Annotated in this window: 19 protein-coding genes; 4 read left to right on the top strand and 15 right to left on the bottom strand. The window is 66.7% G+C overall.

Going from position 1 to position 17,581, the window contains the following annotated elements; translation table 11 throughout:
• Window positions 1-54 precede the first annotated feature (54 nt).
• The 14 genes from KVT32_RS20560 to KVT32_RS20625 form a co-directional block, all read right to left on the bottom strand.
• Window positions 55-1,056, bottom strand: coding sequence for a tripartite tricarboxylate transporter substrate binding protein (locus KVT32_RS20560; protein ID WP_226847016.1), 1,002 nt, complete (start codon window positions 1,054-1,056; stop codon window positions 55-57).
• Window positions 1,057-1,268: 212 nt separating this feature from the next.
• Window positions 1,269-2,147, bottom strand: coding sequence for a LysR substrate-binding domain-containing protein (locus KVT32_RS20565; RefSeq protein ID WP_056325836.1), 879 nt, complete (start codon window positions 2,145-2,147; stop codon window positions 1,269-1,271).
• A 51-nt stretch (window positions 2,148-2,198) separates the two neighbouring features.
• Window positions 2,199-3,032, bottom strand: coding sequence for an amidohydrolase family protein (locus tag KVT32_RS20570; protein ID WP_152382493.1), 834 nt, complete (start codon window positions 3,030-3,032; stop codon window positions 2,199-2,201).
• A gap of 48 nt (window positions 3,033-3,080) precedes the next feature.
• Window positions 3,081-3,761, bottom strand: coding sequence for a fumarate hydratase C-terminal domain-containing protein (locus tag KVT32_RS20575; protein WP_152382492.1), 681 nt, complete (start codon window positions 3,759-3,761; stop codon window positions 3,081-3,083).
• Window positions 3,755-4,690, bottom strand: coding sequence for a fumarate hydratase (locus KVT32_RS20580; protein WP_056325844.1), 936 nt, complete (start codon window positions 4,688-4,690; stop codon window positions 3,755-3,757). The genes KVT32_RS20575 and KVT32_RS20580 overlap by 7 nt, the downstream gene beginning before the upstream one ends.
• A gap of 12 nt (window positions 4,691-4,702) precedes the next feature.
• Window positions 4,703-6,442 (bottom strand): L-aspartate oxidase, encoded by a 1,740-nt coding sequence (locus KVT32_RS20585; protein WP_180097904.1) that lies wholly within the window; start codon window positions 6,440-6,442, stop codon window positions 4,703-4,705.
• 1 nt (window position 6,443) lies between these two features.
• Complete coding sequence (locus KVT32_RS20590) at window positions 6,444-6,788, bottom strand: succinate dehydrogenase (protein ID WP_108696761.1); 345 nt, start codon at window positions 6,786-6,788, stop codon at window positions 6,444-6,446.
• On the bottom strand, window positions 6,788-7,120 hold the full coding sequence (locus KVT32_RS20595; RefSeq protein WP_152382489.1) for a succinate dehydrogenase: 333 nt from the start codon (window positions 7,118-7,120) through the stop codon (window positions 6,788-6,790). Before KVT32_RS20595 ends, KVT32_RS20590 begins: the two co-directional genes overlap by 1 nt.
• A 1-nt stretch (window position 7,121) precedes the next feature.
• Window positions 7,122-7,856 (bottom strand): succinate dehydrogenase/fumarate reductase iron-sulfur subunit, encoded by a 735-nt coding sequence (locus tag KVT32_RS20600; RefSeq protein ID WP_217618803.1) that lies wholly within the window; start codon window positions 7,854-7,856, stop codon window positions 7,122-7,124.
• 204 nt (window positions 7,857-8,060) lie between these two features.
• Window positions 8,061-9,242 (bottom strand): MFS transporter, encoded by a 1,182-nt coding sequence (locus KVT32_RS20605; RefSeq protein WP_056325855.1) that lies wholly within the window; start codon window positions 9,240-9,242, stop codon window positions 8,061-8,063.
• Between the two features lie 90 nt (window positions 9,243-9,332).
• On the bottom strand, window positions 9,333-10,229 hold the full coding sequence (locus KVT32_RS20610; RefSeq protein ID WP_227741295.1) for a glycerophosphodiester phosphodiesterase: 897 nt from the start codon (window positions 10,227-10,229) through the stop codon (window positions 9,333-9,335).
• A complete protein-coding gene (locus KVT32_RS20615) occupies window positions 10,219-11,823 on the bottom strand; it encodes a hypothetical protein (protein ID WP_217618810.1) in 1,605 nt (534 codons plus the stop codon). Before KVT32_RS20615 ends, KVT32_RS20610 begins: the two co-directional genes overlap by 11 nt.
• Window positions 11,824-11,825: 2 nt before the next feature.
• Window positions 11,826-12,740 carry a hypothetical protein gene (locus KVT32_RS20620; RefSeq protein ID WP_227741294.1) on the bottom strand — a complete coding sequence of 305 codons (915 nt, stop codon included), beginning with the start codon at window positions 12,738-12,740 and terminating at the stop codon, window positions 11,826-11,828.
• 117 nt (window positions 12,741-12,857) lie between these two features.
• Window positions 12,858-13,316, bottom strand: coding sequence for a hypothetical protein (locus KVT32_RS20625; protein WP_152382488.1), 459 nt, complete (start codon window positions 13,314-13,316; stop codon window positions 12,858-12,860).
• A 265-nt stretch (window positions 13,317-13,581) separates the two neighbouring features.
• On the opposite strand from KVT32_RS20625, the gene KVT32_RS20630 reads away from it, so the two are divergent.
• The 4 genes from KVT32_RS20630 to KVT32_RS20645 are packed head-to-tail and all read left to right on the top strand — an operon-like array spanning window position 13,582 to window position 17,173.
• Window positions 13,582-14,166: a hypothetical protein gene (locus KVT32_RS20630; RefSeq protein ID WP_217618804.1), complete on the top strand. Its 585-nt coding sequence runs from the start codon at window positions 13,582-13,584 to the stop codon at window positions 14,164-14,166.
• Between the two features lie 49 nt (window positions 14,167-14,215).
• Window positions 14,216-14,881 (top strand): RNA polymerase sigma factor, encoded by a 666-nt coding sequence (locus KVT32_RS20635; protein WP_175155234.1) that lies wholly within the window; start codon window positions 14,216-14,218, stop codon window positions 14,879-14,881.
• Window positions 14,881-15,501 (top strand): hypothetical protein, encoded by a 621-nt coding sequence (locus KVT32_RS20640; RefSeq protein WP_253854819.1) that lies wholly within the window; start codon window positions 14,881-14,883, stop codon window positions 15,499-15,501. The genes KVT32_RS20635 and KVT32_RS20640 overlap by 1 nt, the downstream gene beginning before the upstream one ends.
• A 34-nt stretch (window positions 15,502-15,535) precedes the next feature.
• Window positions 15,536-17,173, top strand: a complete 1,638-nt coding sequence (locus KVT32_RS20645; RefSeq protein ID WP_253854821.1) for a caspase family protein — start codon at window positions 15,536-15,538, stop codon at window positions 17,171-17,173.
• A 76-nt stretch (window positions 17,174-17,249) separates the two neighbouring features.
• Here KVT32_RS20645 and KVT32_RS20650 read toward each other — a convergent pair.
• Window positions 17,250-17,581: AAA domain-containing protein (locus KVT32_RS20650; protein WP_217618805.1), on the bottom strand; the 332-nt coding region annotated here is incomplete at its 5' end.

Below are 17,581 nucleotides of genomic sequence, written 5' to 3' on the forward strand. Positions count from 1 at the left end.
ACAGCACCTCGATGGGCGAAACAAGGCTGGCGCTCGATGAAGCCTTGCGGTGGGTCAGCTGGCGGTGATGCCTTTCTTTTGCACCAGAGCCTGCCATTTGGCGGACTCCGCGGCAATCTCCTTTTGAAGCGCCGCGCCAGGCACGATGGTGGGGGCCATGCCCTGGTCTTGAAGGTACCGCTTCAAGCCCGGTTGCTCAACAGCCTGGTTGGCCACCGCGAGCAACCGGTCTATCGCGGCTTGCGGCGTGCCGGCAGGCGCCATCAGCGCAAACCAGCCGGTGAACTCGAAGCCGGGCACGCCGTCCTCGGCGGTGGTCGGCACGCCGGGCAGCAAGGCCGCGCGCTCCTTGCCCGTGACGGAAAGCGCGCGCAGGCGGCCACCTTTGAGCAGCGGCGCAATCGCATTGATGTTGCCGACGGCCACCTGGATGACGCCTGCCATCAGGTCCGTATAGCCGGGCCCTTCACCCTTGTACGGAACATGCATGAGTTCAATGCCGGCCGCGTCCGTGAAGGCTTCGCCGGCCATATGCGTCTGGCTGCCGACCCCTGCGGACGAAAAGCTGAGCTTGCCCGGCCGCGCCTTGGCGTAGGCAATGAGTTCCCGCGTGTTCTTGACAGGCAGTTCGGCATTGACGGTGATGACCATCGGTCCGCTTGCGACCTTGGCGATGAGGCTGAAGTCGTTGAGCGAGTAGGGCAGCTTGCTGTAGATGAACTGATTGACGGTGAACATGCTTCCCGAAGCGAGCAACAGCGTATAGCCGTCCGCGGGTGACCCGGCCACGGCCTGCGCGCCCACGCTGCCGCCGGCGCCCGCGCGGTTCTCGACGACGATGGTCTGGTTCAGGCCCTTGGCCATTTCGGAGGCGAGCGCGCGCCCCAGCAAATCGGTGGCGCCGCCCGCCGAGAACGGGATGACCATGCGGATGGCCTTGTCCGATGGCCAGTTCGCGCGCGCGGGCGCCGCCAGCCAGGGCGACAGCGCCAGTCCATATCCCATGGCCTTGATCAGACGGCGGCGTGCATACAGAAGTTGATGTTCGTCTTTCACGGTGTTGTCTCCTTCGTTCGCGGTAGGCGCGGCCCGCCGATCTGCGGGAAGGGCGGGTTTTGCCAGGCAGCAACTGTCCCTCGGGCCAGTCGGCTCGATTTTTTTTGGGGCGTCGCGGTGATTGTTGGCGGACTACTGGACTGCTGGGTTACGCACTGCTGGACTGCTGAGCTACGTACTGCGGATCAGGTATGGGGATGCGCCTCGCGTCGTCATCGGGTCTGGCTGGCGCAGACCGACTTCAATGCGTCGAGCAGCAACTGCGAAAGATGCGATCGGGGATTCTCCTGGGGCGCCAGGATGCCCAGACGGCGCTTGATGGTCGGAGAGCCGAACGGCGTGACCCGGATTCCCGCCGGGAACTCGTTGCGGCCGCGCCTGGCCGGCACCACGGATGCGCCAAGGCCATTGGCCACCATCGCAATGACGCCTTCCAGGTTGTCGATTTCCATGGTCGATCGCACCGTGATGCGCCGGCGCACCATTTCTTCCTGCACCAGATGGCCGACGCGGGCAGAGCGGTTGAATCGCACGTACGGGGTCTGCTCCAGGATCTCCTGGTCGCTGGCGCCCTGCACCGAGCGGTGCGCGATGACGACAAGCTCTTCCTCGACGAAGGGCAGGAAGTCCAGGCCGGAGCGCGGCGCATCTGGCTCGGTCACGATGGCGACATCGAGCTGGCGGTGGTAGATGGCCCGCTCCAGGTCGTGCGTCAGCCCGGTGGTGACGTGAACCTCCAGCCCATGCCCCTGCTTTTGCAGGTGGCGCAGGGCCAGCGGCAGCACACCCGACACACAGGTGTGCACACTGCCCAGCTTGAGCAGGCCGGCCGACGTCCCCTTCTTGAGCGAGGCGCTCATGCTCTCCCAGTGCGTGATCAGGTCGCGCGCGCGGTGGACCAGCGCAAGGCCCGTGTCCGTCAGGATCGGCGGGCGGCGGCTGCGGTCGAAGATCGTGATGCCCAGTTCATCCTCCAGGGCGCGGACCTGCATGCTGACGGCAGACAACGACAGGCCGATCGTGTTGCCGGCCTCGGCGAAACTGCCGTGGTCTGCGATCGCTATCAGCGTGTAGAGGGTCCGGATGTCCATGCAAGAGTCGTCCTGGTAGGGGCGCGTTGCGAAACGCGCGGGGTTCGGGCGCTACATCCCGAGCAGCCGCCGGGCGTTGCCTCCCATGACCTTCTTTAGGTTCTCCTCACGGATCGGCAAGCGCTCAAACCACTCTTTGTACCCTTGCACGGGACAGAAGGGAAACGAGCTGGCGTACAGCATGCGGTCGGACAGAAAGCTGTCGGCGGCCTTCACGTATTCCTCCCAGCCGGGCATGCGCGAAAAGTACATGTCTGGCGACAGCCACAGATTCGGCCGCCGGAAGCCCAGGTGCAGGATTTCGTTGACCCAGGGCCAGCCGCCGTGGGCGACCACGACATTGAGGTTGGGAAAATCCGTCAGGACGCGATCGGTCCGTATCGGATCGGAATAGCTCAGGTCGGGCCCCGCGGTGCCGCCGACCATCATGATCACGGGCACGCCGACGTCTTCGCAATGCCCATAGATGGGATAAAGACGCCGGTCGTCGGCGTGCATGGGAATCGGATACGAGCCCGGTTCGATGTTGATGAGCCGGAAGCCGTCCTCGATGGCCTGATTGATGGTCTGGCAGGCCTTGCGCCGGTCGGTGGGGTCGATCGAGGCCGCGCCGATGAACCGGTCGGGGTGCGCGGCCACAATGCCGCGCACGTCGTCGTTGGACACGCTGCCCAGCACGCCGGCCAGCCTGCCCACCACCACGCCGCGATCGATGCGGGCCGCCTCCATCTCTTGCAGAAGCAGGTCCATCGACTGCTGCTGGGCCGCCTTGGAGGGTTCGAATCCCACCGTCCGCGTGAAGCCGTCGCGCCGTTCTCCCGCTGAGTACATCAGCGTGTTCAGGAAGCCGCCCACGGGCGGCCGAAGCCGAAAGTCGATGATCATCGCAGTCTCTTTGAATGGAATCCGATTGGGGGCACGGCAAGGCGGCGCCTACATCACTTCGTCCTTGCGGTCGTCGGTCTCGCCGTAGCGGTGCAGCGCGGGCGGCTTCAACCCGGCATAGAGTTTTTCGATGCCGGCGTTGATCGTTTCCGCGTGCTGCCCGAAAAGCGAGTTCCCGTCCAGGTCGCTTTCGACGATGAAAGGCCCGAAGTCCTTGACTTCAAACAGCCACATGGCCTGCGCGATGCCCAGCTCATCCAGCCAATGCACCTCGCGAACCTGCTTGATGCCCCGTCCCAGCAGCGCACCCGTGCCGTAGCCGACCGTGGTCAGGTAGATGGCGCCGCCCGGCGCCAGTACCTGCTTGTAGTCATCGGCGGGCATGCCGCCCTTGCCGATCAGAATGCGGCACCCCGTCTCGCTGAGCCACCGGGGAATCCATTTGGAGAATCGGAACGACGCGGTGGCGGTGACGGCGCCCACGTTGTAGCCGCCGTGGCCGTCGGGTGCGGCGGCGGGCGAGCAGTGGAAGTTGACGTTGCTGACGGACCGAAGATCCACCGGCAGCGGCAGGCCCTCGTCCAGCACCTTCTTGTAGACGCCCTCGCGGGCCGTGTACACCAAGCCATTCAAGTACACGGCCGATCCCAGTTCAAGCTTGGCGATGTCTTCCGTCTTGGCGGGCAGGTCCAGGTGAAAGACCTTGATGTCGTCGTCGTTGTTTACCATTCGACCGTCTCCCGGCGCATGTAGGGCGTGAACCATTGGGGATCCGTGCGGTACTGGATCTCTCCGTTGGCATGAATTCGCGCGGTGGCGCGGCGCGAAGACAGACAGAACGTATGCAGGCTGATGGGCATGCCGCCGGTGTGCGTGTAGCCGCATTCGATGTGGCAGTCGACCACCATGCCGGTGCCGACGAAGCCCATCGCGCCCATGCCGATCGAGTTGCCGAGCTTCATCAGTTCAAGCTCCAGTTCGGCGACCTTGGGATCGGGATTGCGGTCGCCTACCGTGCGCAGACAGGCCGCCTGCTTGCCGAGCTGCATGCACGTGTCCTTGGAGCCGCCCAGACCGATGCCGACGATGGCGGGCTGGCACGCCAGCCCGCGCTTGCCGAATGCGATCAGGGTATCGAGCACGAAGCGCTTGATGCCGTCTATGCCGTCGCCCGGAAACAGCATGCGGTAGTCGGTGCCGAAAAGCCCGCCCTTGTGCACGGTGGTGATCTCGATCCAGTCGGCGTCCGGTTCGAACGACCATTCGATCTCCGGCGCGTTGATGCCGACGTTGTTGTTGTGGTCGGTGCGCCAGAGCGGATGGACGCGATTCGGCCGCAGCGGGATGGTGACGGTGCCTTCGGCCGTGGCGTGGCGCAGCGCGCGCTCCACGGCCACGAACCCGGCGTCCACGGATGCCTCGTTGCCGACCTTGACGTAATACCGCGGCAGTCCGGTATCGGCGCACATCGGGCGTCGGTCCTGGTCGGCGGCTTCCCAGTTGTCCATCATGGCGTGGATGACGAATCGCGGCAGCTTGCCGGTTTCCTTTTTCTGGAGCGCCTGGATGCCTTCCTTGTAGTCCTTGGGGATCTCGATTGCAGCGCGGCGCATGATTTCCAGCGCGGCTTGTTCAATCTTCTGGACGGGAATTCTCATGGTAGGTTGCCTTCAGCTTTGGGGGTTGCCTGCTTCGCCTTCGATCAGCGATTCGCCGGGCTTCACGATGTCAAAGGAAACCGGCACCATCTCCAGCTTTACGTCGCCGTCCCGCGCGCTGACGCGCGTGTAGCAGCTGGTGTGCAGGTCGCCGGGTTCGGAGAAGTCTTCGCGATAGTGCGCGCCGCGGCTGTTCTCGCGCGCCAGCGCCGACACGGTGATGACCTTGGAGATGTCGACCAGGCTTTCAAGGTTGAGCCAGTCGTGCCAGGTCAGGTTGAAGCGCCGGTCGCCGTCCGCCACGCCGATATCGCGCAGGGCGGCGCGGTGGGCGGCAATGGCGTCAAGGCCATGTTCCATGGCATCCCGATTGCGCAGCACGCCCACGTCGTCCCACATCGTCTGCGACAGCGCATCGCGCAGTTCATGGATGCGTCCGGCGCGCCGCGAAAACGGGAACTCGGCGCGTTCGACACCGCGCGCGATGACCTGCTGGTCCGGATCGCGCCAGTGGCCTTCGCGCGCGACATAGGCGGCCATCGCGTCGCCCGCGATGCCCCCGAACACCGTGGAATTGGCGACGCCGTTTCCGCCCAGCCGGTTCGCGCCATGCACGCCGCCGCAGTCTTCTCCCGCGGCATACAGGCCCGGCGAGGCGGTCGAGCCATCCACATTGAATTCAACGCCGCCCATCAGGTAGTGCGCGGTCGGCACCACTTCGACCTTGCCGCCGGCCAGGTCGAATCCGCAGTCCTTGCATCGGTTGACCATGCCGGGAAAGGTCTTGGCGACTTTCTCCGGACCCAGATGGCTCATCTGGATGTAGACGCCGCCCATCGGGCCCGTGCGTCCCGCGCGCATCTCGGCGTAGATCCCGCGGCTGACCACATCGCGCGTGGCCCGTTCGCCGCGCTTGTCGTAGTTCGTCATGAAGCGTTCGCCCTCGCCGTTGAGCAGATAGCCGCCGGCGCCGCGCAGGCCTTCTTCCAGCACCGTGCCGGTCATCCGCGTATCCGGTCCGCCCAGCAGGCCGGTGGGATGAAACTGCACCATCTCCATGTCCCTGAGCTTCAGGCCATAGCGCAATGCCATGGCCAGGCCGTCGCAGGTCTTGTCGCCGGACGGCGTGTGGTAGCGATACATGGTCGGGCCGGCACCGGTGGCCAGGAGGACGGCCTTGGCCTGCACGAAGCGATAGGTGCCCGCCCGCATGTCGATGAAGAGCACGCCCGAGATGCCCGACCCGTCGGCGGCCGGAATGAGCTCGATGGCGCGGTGCTCTTCAAGTTCTTCCACATCTAGCGCGCGTACCTGCTCCATCAGCCGGTTGATGATCTCGATGCCGGTCAGGTCCGCCTTGTGCACGGTCCGGTCGAAGCTCTGGCCGGCAAACGCCTTGGAGTGCAGCGATCCATCGGGATTGCGGTCGAAGAAGCAGCCGATCTCGTTTTCGAGTTCCCGCACGCGTTCGACCGCGCCTTCGACCAGCCGCCACGCCAGATCCTGGCGCGGCAGCCACTTGCCGCCCTCGATCGTGTCCATGAAGTGGCGCTCGACCGAGTCACCCGCGGCCAGCGCGACGTTGTAGCCGCCCTGGACCATGCGGGTACAGCCGCACTTGCCGAGCAGGCCTTTCACGGTCACCGTCACTTTCAGCGAGGGGTTTGCCTTTTTCGCGTGCAACGCGGCAAAGAGACCGGCCCCGCCGGTGCCCAGCACCAGAATGTCCGTCTTGTGGTTGTCGATACGCATATCAGATCACTCCGGCGATGAACGCCAGTCCGGTGGCCATCGAGATCGCAAATCCCCATCCGATCCAGGCAACGCGCGCGTCGCGCGGAGAGCGCCACGGCAGAAGTTCCAGCGCAAGCAGGCGCAGGCCGAAGAACATGTGAAGCGTCAGCAACAGGACCAGCCCCCATTCGCCGGCTTTCATCCACGGCATTTCCGCCAGCTTCAGGAAGGCGTCCAGCCTGGCTTCGTCCAGCGCCATGGCCAGCACGTAGAAGTGCACGGGAACGAACAGCGCCAGCGCCAGGCCGGAGAGCCGATGTCCCAGGAAGGCCCAGTACGCGCGGTGATTGCGTGCGGACCTCATCACGCCAGCCCTCCCACCGCGGCGACCGCGCGCATGCCCAGGACGAGCAGCATTGCGCCGAACGCCAAGCCGACGACGGAGGCGGCCGGCCGGCCAAGCTTGAGCCACTCGATCAGGATGTTGCGCAAGCCGATGGGGACGTGGACCGATACGCTGACCACGAACAGGCCGTAGAAGACGATCCATAGCCAGTTCCCCTCGGTGCGAGAGAGGATTTCGCCAGCCGTCAGGCCGCCGCGGACCGCATAGATCACCAGGCCGACATGCACCAGGACGAAGGGCGCCATCACCATCGCCGTAAGGCGCTGGAGCGCGAACAGACGGGCCTCCATGTCAGTCTCCCTTGAGCAGGCTGAAGATGGCGCTGCGTTTCAGCCCGGCAATGCTGCCGGTCGGGCTCAGGCTGACCGGACAGTGCTTCATGCAGCTGCCCTGCGTGTGACAGGAATTGCAGCCGCTGCCGGAGGTGGCCTTGTGCAGGACGTCCTTGGGATCGGCGTGCCGTTCGTCGTTGTAGAGCGTCCACGCGCGGTTCAGCGCCGCCGGCCCCAGGTAGTCCTTGTCCCAGGAAACCACGTCACAGGCGGCGTAGCAGACGCCGCAGTTGATGCATTCGATGGCCGCGTCGGCCAGCTTGCGCTGCTTGCTTTGCGGCAACACCTGTGCCGGCGGATCGGCGCGCGTGGCGGTGCCGACAAAGGTATTTCCGGCGCGTGCCCACTTTTGAAAGAACTCGCGCATGTCGACGACCAGGTCCTTGATCCGCGGCATGTTGCGCAAGGGCTCGATGACGATCACGCCGGCTTCCTCGACGCGGCTCACATGCGTGCGGCACGTCCAGCGCGGCGTGCCGTTGACGGTCATCGCACAGGATCCGCACACGCCAACGCGACAGGCGTAGCGGTACGAGAGGCCGGGCTCCTGCGTACGCTGGACTTCCGTCACCACGTCCAGGACGGTCTGGTTGTCACGCCACGGGACCATGTAGGTGGAGAACTTGCCGTCCTCCGTGCCTCGCGAAATGCGAACCGTCAGTTGCTTCGGGTTCGCGGAGTGCTTCGTATCCATTTTCCGTCCTCAAGCGGCATGCTGCGCCCATGAACAGAATTCTGGAACTTGCGATTCCCTGAAGCAATACAGATTTGGTTGATATTTGTTGAACTTATTTCGGGTGGCCCGAGGGGTGGCGCGTGGCGCTGCGCGGTTGCCGCGACGCGGTAGATTCAGCGGTTTGCGATGACGCAGTGCGTCAATGCCGCTTGCCGCGGCTTGTCATGGCGACGCGCGACGCGGCAACCACCGCCAGAACACCCCGGCCGCGACCAAGCCCAACGTCCCCACCCCAAACGATGCGCCGCCCAGCGATAACAGCGCCGTCAGCGCCGACAACGCCACCGGCCCGCCGCTTGCGCCCAGATCGGCCATGAAGCGCCAGATGCCCAGGAACTGCGTGCGCGCGCCCGGCGGGGCGGCATCGGCGCCCAGCGTCATCACGATGCCCGAGCCGATGCCGTTGCCAAAGCCCAGCAGCAGCGACACCAGGATGAAGCTCGTCACGCCGCTGGTCAGCGGGATCGCCATCAGGCTCAGCCCCATCAGCAGGGTGCACGGCAGCGCCACCCACAGGCGGCCGCGCTGGTCCATCACCTTGCCCGCGGGATAGAACACGGACATGTCCACCGCGGCAACCAGCCCGTAGACGAGGGACGTGGTGGTGGCGTCCAGGCCGAGGTGGTCCGCCCAAAGCGGTATCACCACCTGGCGCGATGCCCGCAGGGCGCTGATCAGCATCACGCCCACGCCCAGCGTGGCGTACACGCTGCGATGATCGCGCGCGACCTCGCCGATGCGGGCGCGCGGCTTGCCAGCCGCCTTGACGTGAACGGGTTCGATGTCCGGCGCCTTGATGGCGATGAATCCCGCGCCGAGCATCGCGCAGACGGCGATCCAATACGCGCCATCCAGGCCCAGAAAGTGGATCAGCGCCGCGCCCGCGAAGGGGCCGATGAAAGTGCCGATCCGCGTCGTGCCGCCCAGCGTGGACAGGGCGCGCGCGCGGTAGGCCAGCGGCACGACCTCGATCATGTAGCTCTGCCGCGCCAGCTGGAACACCGATTGCGCGCATCCCTGCATCAGCATGGCCAGCGCCAGCACCCAGAGATGCGGCACGCCAATGACCAGCAGCAGTCCGGCCACGCTGAGCAGCGCGGCGCCGGCCATGGCGCGTTTTTCGCCGAATCGCTCGGTGATGAGCGCCGACGGAATGTTCGAGAGCAGCGAGCCGACGCCGATCAGGGCGGCGATGAGGCCGGCGGCCGCGAAGGACGCGCCTTGCTCCCGCGCGGTGAGCGCGATGACGGGAAGGATCGCGCCGTTGCTGATGCCGTAAAGCAGCGACGGACCGAACGCCGGCACGGCGATCTGCTTCAGATTGAACGATTCGGGATGCGACATGAGGGGGCGTGGGTGCGCCGGACGGCGCGGCGGTCATCGATGCGGAATCCCGTGAGTGTATCGAAAGGCCTTCGTGCCCGCCTATTAACGCTATCCGCCCACCGCCCGGCAGAACGCCTGCGCATCGCCGTCGATGATGACGCCGGACGGCAGATAGCCCTCGCGCTGCTTCGTGGCGCGAAGTTGCTGCGCCAGGGCCGCATCACCGCCGACCGCGTACGCGAAGACGCGCACGGATTGCGCGGCGGCGTCGCGCAGCAATTGGGGGTTAGCGGCCAGCGTCAGCGCGTCCACGTGCACGCCGACGGGGGCGCCGACGGTGGCGGACAGGTCGGCCAGCCACTGGCGCGTCAGTTTGGGCGCGGCGGCGCGCTGCGAAACGTATTTGCCTAGCGGATTCGCGCCCACCGACTCCGCGTGGCGCGGGTCGAACACGATCAGGCCCAGATAACCCTGCCGGTCGGTGCCGCGCACGCAGCGCAGCGCCTCGGGGAAGGCGGACGTGATCATCCAGTTGCCGTGCGGCAGCGCGGCCTTCATGCCGGCGACCAGCTTGGACACCGGCGCGCAATCGCGGTAGATGACCTTCAGTTCCGCATTGAAGGTCTTGGCGGGCTGCGCGGCCGCGACGCGTAGCGCATCAGTCAGGAACGGCGGGGGCGTCCCGCCACCCGCGCCCGTCAGCCTGGCGTCGCGCCATTGGTCGCTGGACAGTTGCAGCACGGCCTTGCGCCCAACGCCGCTCACCGTCCTGCCGGTCAGCAGATCGTGATGCAGCACCCAGGTGCCGTCCTTCAGGCGCTGCATGTCGATTTCGACGCCATCCCACGCGCCGGCGTAGGCCGCGCGAATCGAGGCCAGCGAATTCTCAGGCAGCGCGGGCGCGCCGCGATGCGCATGGACCTGCATGCCCAGGCAGGCGGCGCTGGCGCCGGACCAGGGCAGCGCGGCGGCCAGCACCGCGGCAATCAGACGGCTAGCTCGCATGGCCGTGGTATCCAAACCGGAAGCCGCCCAGCACGTAGGTGCGCACGGCCTCGTTGAAGGGGTAGGTGTAGGCCTGCCCCACCACGATCACGTGCGCCACGTTGGCCAGCACGCGGCGGCGCAGCGCCTGGCCGATCGATTCGTCATCGCGGCCGCCTTCCACGCGCGACATTTGCTGGAAGAGGTCGCTTTGCGTGACGCCGTTCTGCATGAACGAGAACGCGGTCCAGACGCAGGCCAGCGTCAGGACCAGCGCCAGGCCCGCGGCCCGCGTCGCGGTGCGTCCCGGCTGCTGGCCGGCGGGCGTGCGCAGCCAGACGATGAGCTTGACGATCAGGTACAGCAGCTTGCCGAAGTGGCCCACCGCGCCCAGCAATGAAAACAGCAGCGCGACGGGCGGCACGATGGCCGCGCGCGCGGCGTCTTGGCCCAGCTGGTAATGCTGGCCGCCGCGCGAAAAATCCGCGCTGCTCGCCGAAAAGCGCGGCAGGGCTTCGTCCACCGCGCGGTCCAGCATGCCGTCGTACAGCCGCTTGAAGCCGGCGGCGTCGGTGTAGTTGGGCGCGACGTTCATGGTGGCCGGCACCATCAAGGTCTGGCGCAGCAGCTTCTGCACGCCGGGCCGCGCCACGAAATCTTCGTACGACAGACCCGGCGGGATGGCGTCTCCTTCGACGTGCACCGTGCGGCTGCGCATCGTTTTCCAGTATTGCTGCGCGACGGCTTCGTTGAAGGTGGCGCGGTCGTGCGGTTGCCAGCCCGCAGGCACGGGAATGCGCTTGCGCACGTCCTGCACCACGCGGCCCTGATAGCGGGCGGGCACGCTTTCCGGGGTCCAGCCGCGGCGCGACAGGTTGCGGCGGTAATCGCCCCAGGCGCGGTCCTGTTCGCGCGCAAGGCCGATGTCCGATGCCACCGGCACGCCCGCGTACTTCTTCCAGCGCTCGGCCACGGACTGCATCACGCTGGTGTAGACCTGGTGATACCCCCGAATGCCCGGCGCCGTCATGCGGACTTCGCGGTCATCGAAGGTGAAGGTCTTCATCTGGCGTTGCAGGTCGGTGCGGATGACCTGCCGCTTCTTGGGTTCGACCTTCTCGTCCAGGTTGTCGATGTTGGACAGCAGCACCTGGAACACCGCCAGAAACGCCTTGCCTTCGGGGCGCGCGTAGACGCCATCGTCGACCAGCCCATCCAGATGCAGGTCGCCCTGCACCAGCGATCGTTGCAGCAGTCCGGCGTTGGTGGCAACGCGGCGGAACTCGCCGTCGCGCGAGTCGACCAGCACGTTCACCATCATCTTGATGGCGCTGAAGACGACCAGCGCCGTCACCACGCAGGCAACGGCAATCTTCAGGGATGACGGCCGGCCGCCGGTGGCAAGCCGCCGCGCCAGCATCAGTTGCAGCACGACCAGCGCCGCGGCGATGCCGGACAGGGTGCGGCCGAAGAATTCCAGTTCCTCGATGTCGTGCGGCGTCGCGCGGCTGCCCACCACATCGAGCAGCCGGGCGTTGAACCCGAGTTCAAAACTCAGGTAGATGACCGTCAGGACGATCAGGAAGAGGATCTGGCGAATCTGGGCCTGGCGCACGTTCAATCCCTCAGATCCAGGCGGGTCGAGGTGATTTCCTCGTCGGGCAGGTCCAGCTTGGCGGGCGTGCGCGACGCCGTGCCGGAGCGGGCCGGCGCGGGCGTGTCGCCCGCCGGCACCCGTTGCGGGGGCGGTGGCACGACGCGGCCTGCGCTGGCCGCGCCGCTGGCCGTCTGGGTTTGCACCGCTGCGGGAGCGTCGGGGGCGGTGCGCCGGTTCGGCCGGTTGCCACTGGCGGGCTTTGCCGCCTTGCCCGGCCGGGCGGCCGGCGCGGCGGGCGGGGGATAGACGCCATGCAGCCGGATCGAATCCATGTACCCGGGCGGATACAGCGATTCGTCGGCGAACGGCTTGGCGCGCGGATTCAATCCGGCCACCGCCTTCACGTTGCCGCGGCGCATGCGGCCGTCCTGCGTGTATACGAAGCGTTCGATCGACGAACCCTTGGGGAAGTCGAAAGTCAGGGCGCTGCGGTCATCCTGGACCAGCACGACCGGCCGGTCGCGGCAATTGCCCACGTCCCACGACAGCACGTCGGACCCTTCGATGGCCAGCACGCTGTAGCGGTAATCGCAATTGCGGCGCTGGGTCTCGATCACGACCACCGTGCGCGAGCCGACGTTCTCGGTGCGCGCGATGCGCGCCGATTCCACGTTGTTGATCGGCACCACGCGCTGGTTGCCCGACAGCTTGACCGAGAAGTTCTTGCCTTCGCGCCGCAAGGTGCCCAGCCCGCCATCCTGCAAGGGAAACTGGCCGATCTCGGTGCCGAACAGGGCGGCGGTGTCCACGCCGTACACGAGGTTGCCCCGCGAATTGGTCTTGACGGCGCAGGCGGACAAGCCTGCAAGGAGCAGCACGCTGGCCGCAAGGCGAAGGAGCAACGAACGGGAATCGGACAGGCGCATCGACATCATGTTGGAGGCAGAAAAAATTGGCGCCTCTTGGGCGCCATTTTCATCAAAGCCCTGCAATGTATCGCAAAGTTACAACGCAGGGCCAGACTTGTTTCAATTGCGCGGCGCGGGCGCGCGTCAGTTGGCGGCCTGCTTGAACTCCATCGACAGCTTGACCAGTTCGTGCACGCCATGGCGCACGGCCGACACGCAGCGCGCCGCGATGCCGCGCAGCAGGGCGAGGTCGGGCAGGGTGTCGGGGGCGGCCACGAAGCTCTCCACCGACGCCGACACGCGTGCGGGGCGGTCGGCGCTTTCGGGCGCCAGCGTCAGCTTGATGGCCTTGCAGCGGTTGTTCACGACGTTGATGACCTCCAGGAACTGGTCGCGCGTCAGGTCCAGTTCGTCGGCCTGCACGAAGCTGGGGTAGACCAGGCGCAGGAACTCGGGGTCTGCGTCGCTCAGGCTGAAGTACATGATGCCCAGATCGGGATGCTTGAAGACCACGTCGCCTTGATCGTCCTGGCTGGCGACCAGGCCCAGTTCTTCTTGCACGAGGGTCTGGTACAGGGCGGACAGCGGGGTAGGGGTGGACATGTTTGAAGGCTCCGTTCTTGATGGTGGGAAATATCGGCAGGTGGAAGTGGCGGTTTGCGTTCCAGCAGGCGGGGCTGAAAAGGCGAGCCCTTGACCATGGCTACGCGCCGATTCGGAAAAGGTTCGAAAAAAGTTGGGGCGAAGCATAAACCGGAACCCGAAAGGGCAATCGCCAAAAAAGACCCAAAAAAAATCGAACCTTCTGTTCGGTGCGCGCGTAGCGACAAGTACCGGCCTTCGCGCCTCACCCTCACAAGGAAAGACCATGCAGGACAAAGCACAAGACGTATTGGCGCAGGCCAGGACCCATGCGGCGCGTTGGACGGCGATCGCGGCGCGGCGCGTCAACCGCGGCGACGCGGCGGGCGCAATGCTGTTCCTGCTGGGCTCGACGCTCTTTGCCGTCATTACCGTGCGCATGATGGGATCGGCCGCCAGCATGAGCTTCTACGACATGCTTCGCCTGCAGAACGGCGCCAGCCTGCAGGGCGCAATCGCCGGGCAGGGGGCGGGCGCGGGCGTGTATGCCGTGTTGTGGCTGCTGGCCGTTGCCGGGCCGCTGCTGCCTTCGCTTCTGGAACATCGCGCGGCGCGCCTGGGCTATTTCGCGCCGCTGGCGTTGTGGGCCATTGCGCTGGCGGGCGTGGTTTCGCAAGTGCGGGAAGTCATGGACGCGACGCGCCAGTTCGCGGGTTTCATGGGCAGTTCGCGCGCCAGCCGCAGCTTGGCGGGCGACATGGCGTCCAACCTGTGGAACAGCCTGTCGTTCGGATTCGGCTTCTATCTGTGCGGGGCCATCGCCATCGCCTTTACCGTCCGCGGCATCGCCGCGATGCGCCGCCGCGCTTGATTTTCCGCCCCTGCGCAGCTAAGGTGCCGCAGCTCCCAGAATCCGAATCATGAATACGCTCGATTCCAAGCGTTACGTCATCAATAACGTTGACGCGCTGCTGCGCATCCTGCACGCCGACCCGCGCTACGCGCTGGCGTTTCGCAACAAGGCCGAGCAGCACATCACGCTGAAGCTGCGCAGGAAATTCTTCAATGCACCGCCGGAAGGCGTGGTGGATGCGTTCAATAACGCGCTCATGAAGTTCCTGCAGACGCGCTCCTTCAAGGACGAAGCCCTGTTGCACGGCCAGCCCGAGGGCGGATGGACGGCGCACGAGCTGGCGGTCAGCAAGCTGGGCGGCTACCTGTACCGCGGATCGCTGCATGAATTGATCCAGATCCATCGCCGCACGCGGCACGAAGTGCACTTGACTGGCCCGCAGGGCAATGAGGAAGGGGAGGACGCGGCGCTCGGCGATGCGCGGCACGTGGCCGATCCTTCCGAGTTCAACGACCCGGCGCGCGCCTACGAGCACCTGTCGATCATCAAGCGCATGCGCGATTGCATCAACAAACTCAGCGACACGCTGCGTACCACCATGTTCCTGTATCTGGACGACATGCCGATGGAACAGATCGCGCGGCAGCAGGACCTGCACGTGCCCACCGTGAAGAGCCGCCTGCACGCCGCGCGCAAGCTGGTGACCGACTGCACGCGTAAAGGAATGGACTGATGATGCCCGAAGACCGAGTGCTGACCTATCTGTCGGGCGACATGGATCCGGATGCCCGCCGGTCCTTCGAAGCGGACCTCGCGCGCGATCCCGCGCTGCGGGCAGAGCTTGAGGCGTGGCGCAACCTTGCCCAAGCCCGCCAGCTGGCGCACAACGAGATCGGACAGGCCGAGCGCGATGCCGCCTTTCTGCGCGCGCTAGCGCAGCAGCGTCCCCGGAACGCGCCAGCCTCCCGCGCGCGCCGGCTGTGGCAGTGGCTGTGGCCCACGCCCGCCAGCCCCTTGATGTCATTGGGCTGGGCTCTGGCGATCGTGCTGTCCGTCGTGGTGGCGCAACAGGCGCCCGTCGGTCCGGACGTTGGCGGCGCTGCGCCCGATGCGGTGCTGACGCGCGGGGGCGCCTCGTGCCCGCGCCTGGTGGTGGACCTGCCCGACGCGTTGACCGCCCGGCAACTGCGCAACACCCTGTCCCAGTACGCCGTGTCCATCGTCGACGGCCCCGATGCGGACGGCCGGTACGTCCTGGCCGCCTCGCGCGAGTCGTCGCTGCGAGATGCCGCGGCGGCGCTGGGCGCGCTGTCCGCCACGGCAGCGCCGTCCGGCGCCTGCCCCACCCCTTAAAGCCCCCCCTTTGAAACCCCGTTCGCGAACCCTCATGAAGCGCATCGACCCACCCGCCCGTGCCGGCGCACCCATTTCGCGCGCACACCCCCTCGTGCGGCGGCGTCTGCTGACGGCGTTGCTTGGCGCCGCCCTGAGCGGCGGACCGGCGACCGCCGTGTGGGCGGCGGGCAGCAACGCCAGGGGGCTGAACAATCGGAACATGGTGGACGACGACCCGCCGCCTTCGGCCGCGCCGTCGCACCCGCCCGCCACGCCCGCGCCGGCGCCGGATGATGGCCCCGCCGCCAGCGCGGCGGCGTCCAACGCCGAATCCAATGCGCCCTCCCAGGCGGACCCCGAGGCGGCGTCCAATCCGACTGCTGTCCGGCGCCGTTACGCGCTGGTGATCGGCAACGCCCGCTACGCCGTGCCGGCCAACGCGCTCGTCAACCCGGTCAACGACGCGCGCCTGATCGCCGAGGCGCTGCGCCAGCGAAGCATCGATGTGACGCTGCTCACGGATCTGACCACCGCGCAGATGGAAGCCGCCGTCGACGAATTCGCCGATCGCGCCGCCGGCGGGGATCTGGCGCTGATGTACTTCGCCGGACACGCCGTCGCCGTGGACGACGTGAACTATCTGTTTGGCGTGGACCTGCCGTTGCCGCTGGGCGACGTGCGCATCCGCACGGCGCAGCAAAGCTCGCTAAGCCTGCGACGCGTATCGCAGGCGCTGCGGCGCGCCAACGTGCGCGCGCGCCTGATGGTGCTGGACGCCTGCCGCACCAACCTGACGCGCGGCACGCCTGCCGCCGGCCTGGTGCATGCCGTGCCCGCGGGCGGGGAGCTGATCGCGTTTTCGACGCAGCCCGGGGCGACCGCCGAGGACGGCTTCGGCAATCAAGGGCCGCGTCACAGCCCTTATGCGTACTACTTTGCGCAGGGCCTGCGCGCGCTGCCCGGCACGGCGCCCGTGGAAACCTTCTTCAAGCAGTTGACCGCCGACGTGCAGGTGGCCACCGCCTACCGGCAGATTCCGCACTACGCGAGCAGCCTGGTCGGCACGGTGACCTTCACGACGCTGGCGGACGGGCAGACGCCCGCGACGCCCGGCGGATCCGGCGGCCAGACCGCGCAGGGCCGCGGCCCGTCGCCCACCCTGGGCCGCGACCTGATCAAGGCGCGCATGAGCGCGTGGGAATACGAGATCGAGCGGGGCGCCCAGTATGTGGATGAACCCCGGCTCGCGTCGCTGCAGGCGCGCGCCAAGGCGGGCGACGTGGTCGCCATGACCACCTTGGGCCTGATCGCCGAGAACGGCGAGCACGTGCAACAGAACTACCCCGTCGCCGCCCGCTGGTACCAGCGCGCCGCCGACCAGGGCTTCGCACCCGCGCAGACCTACCTGGGCGAACTGACCGGCATGGGCCGCGGCGTGCCCAAGAACTACGCCGTGGCCGAACGCCTGTTCCGCGACGCGGCCGAGGCGGGGCACCGGCGCGCGGCGCTGGACTTGCTGGACGTGCGCGCGCGCATGGGCGAACCGATCGACCCGCGCGAATGGGCCCGGGTGCTGCAAGACGCGGCGCTCAATCCCGTGGGCTTTCCGATGCCGGGCGGGGCGCCCATCCAGGGTCTGCCGGACATGCCGTGGATGCGCGCGCTGGGCGTGCGTCCCGGCCAGCCTTGAGATTCGTGCACTGGGTCGGACGGCACGGTCGTGCTTTCGAGCAGGGGCAAGAGGGCAGTGACGTTTGAAAACTACGCTACCGCGATGCGAGTCTGAAGCTGAAGCGAGGGCGTGCGGGCGGTGGCGATGTCGCCCCGTTCTCTGCTGCCGACGTGCAAGAAAGGTCCGGAATCTTTGCCGCAAGCACCGAGAAGTTCCGCCTTTGACTCCAGGCTTGCCGGTCGCCAATGACGTAAAGGCGGCTTTTCGCTCGGCTGACTGCCACGTTGAGCAGATTCGGCTTTTGCGCGGCCCAGTCCTTGGCGCCGGGGTTCTGCGGGTTGCCACCCAGAACCAGGATGACGACGTCGGCTTCCTTGCCTTGGGTCGTGTGGATGGTGCCAGTTCTCTTGGTACTGAGTCCGACTT

The organism is Achromobacter sp. GbtcB20, from assembly GCF_019091095.1.
In the GTDB taxonomy this organism is placed as follows: domain Bacteria; phylum Pseudomonadota; class Gammaproteobacteria; order Burkholderiales; family Burkholderiaceae_B; genus Achromobacter; species Achromobacter mucicolens.